This is a genomic window from Pseudorhodoplanes sp. (assembly GCF_046289595.1).
Classification (GTDB): Bacteria; Pseudomonadota; Alphaproteobacteria; order Rhizobiales; family Xanthobacteraceae; genus Pseudorhodoplanes.
In genome coordinates this window covers 1-1,762 of sequence record NZ_JBKBVB010000237.1, presented here as the reverse complement: position 1 = coordinate 1,762, position 1,762 = coordinate 1, and the positions used below count along the sequence as shown (strand labels likewise).

Here is a 1,762-nt window from a genome sequence, read left to right as displayed (position 1 = left end):
AACGAATGATAGTTTGTCTATCGAAGGGGATCTGTTGGTGCCGTCGCGAATCGTGTTGGAATTCGGCAACGCATTCCGAGGCTCCATCAATTTAGCCGATCAAGCGGCGAGGTCAAGGAACTGATCGGAAGGCTTCTCGGCGAGGCTTTGCCAGCCGTTGACCTTTCGCATGGTGATCTGCCCCGACGCCATCAGCGCCCAGAACAGCATCGCCGCGGTCTCCGCGCAGGGCAGCACGGTTTGCGTCTTGATCCTGCGCTTGAACTCCTCATGCAGGCGTTCGATCGCATTCGAGGTGCGGATCGACTTCCATTGGCTCGGCGGAAACCGTGTGAAAGTGAACAGCTTGTCGCCGGCCTCTTCGAGGCTGTCGGCGACGGCAGGGCATTTCAGCCGCCATTTGCGGATGAACGCCTTGCGCTTCGCTTCGACTTCCTGCTTCGTCGCGGCATAGATCATATCCTTGTAGTCGTTCGAGATTTCCTCGTGCAGACGTTCCGGCGCATGGGCCAGCAGATTGCGGTGCTTATGCACGGTGCAGCGCTGGACCGGAACATTCTGCCACAACGCCGCCAGCGCCTTGTCGAGGCCGGGCGCGCCGTCGACGATGACGAGTTCAGGCGTCTGCAAGCCGCGCTTGACGAGATCGTCGAGCAGCGCCCGCCAGGCGGCTTCGCTTTCTCCGCCCATGTTCTTGACGGCGAGCAACACTTTCTGGCCGTCCGCCCGCACACCCAACGCCACGAGAAGCGAAATCGACGTGGCCTTCTTGTCGAGCCGCACGCGCACCACCGTGCCGTCGAGAATAAGCCGAATGATCGGCTCGTCCTTCAGCGACCGGGCGTTCCAAGCGTCCCAGTCGCCCTTCACCTTGCGCCAGGTGCGGCTGACCACATCCTTTCCGACCGCCCCGGCGAAAACCGCGTTCAACGCACGGCGCACGCGGCGCGTGTTGGTTCCGGAAAGATAGGCGCCGGCGATCAAGGCCTCGGCGGCTTTGGTGCGGCGCTGATAGGCTTGCAACGATTTGCTCTTCCACTCGCTCGTCTTGCCCCCGTCACCTGCGATCCGAGCGCGCGGCACGGCGATCTCGGTCTTGCCGAACGTGCCCGTCAGAGCACGCTTGCGATGGCCGTGCCGGCAGCCGACGAGGGGCGCGGCCGCGTCTTCGTTCTGGCTCGCCTTGCGCCGCCCATAACGCGGACGCGACAGGGCACCGTCCAGCTCTTCCTCCAGCATCGTCTCGATGAAACCGCGCACCCTTGCGCGAATGCCGTTCTCGATCGGATCGAACCAATCGTCGAAAAGCATGATGTCAGCGGCGACAGCCGCCGTCCTCGTGGTATCCTTCGTCATGGCGTGGTCTCCTTTCCAGCGCTCCAACGCTGGAATCAGTTGGGTTCAGCACCCCGGAGACTACGCCAACCCAATTCCAACCACTCCCGCGACAGCACCGGCAGCATGTTTTGCGCCGCCAGAAGGCATGTCATCGTTAGACCACACTCCGCGGCGCGAGGCGGCACTCCTGGCCGCCGCTCTCAACCTGGATGGTCGCGTGATGAATGCCGAAGCGGCGCTCGAGCTCATGCGCGGCGTTTTCCAAAAGCTCATCGTCGAGCGCGGCGCCAGGCCGCACGAGATGCGCTGTCAGCGCGGTTTCCGTCGTGCTCATCGCCCAAATGTGCAAATCATGCACGCTCGACACGCCGGGAAGGCTTGCAAGATAGGCTTCGACGGCTGCGTGCTCGATGCCTGCGGGCAC

1 protein-coding gene and 1 pseudogene are annotated in these 1,762 nt (G+C 62.9%); both read right to left on the bottom strand.

What is annotated here, in order from left to right; genetic code table 11:
- Positions 1-99: 99 nt before the first annotated feature.
- Entirely contained in the window at positions 100-1,311 is a 1,212-nt protein-coding gene (locus ACK41X_RS23530) for an IS256 family transposase (protein ID WP_409728771.1), read from the bottom strand.
- Positions 1,312-1,492: 181 nt separating this feature from the next.
- A pseudogene (locus tag ACK41X_RS23525) lies at positions 1,493-1,762 on the bottom strand (cation transporter); the annotation flags it as partial.

Excerpts from the sequence above, each read along its gene's own strand:
- ACK41X_RS23530 (WP_409728771.1), bottom strand. The coding sequence starts at position 1,311 with ATGCTTTTCGACGATTGGTTCGATCCGATCGAGAACGGCATTCGCGCA.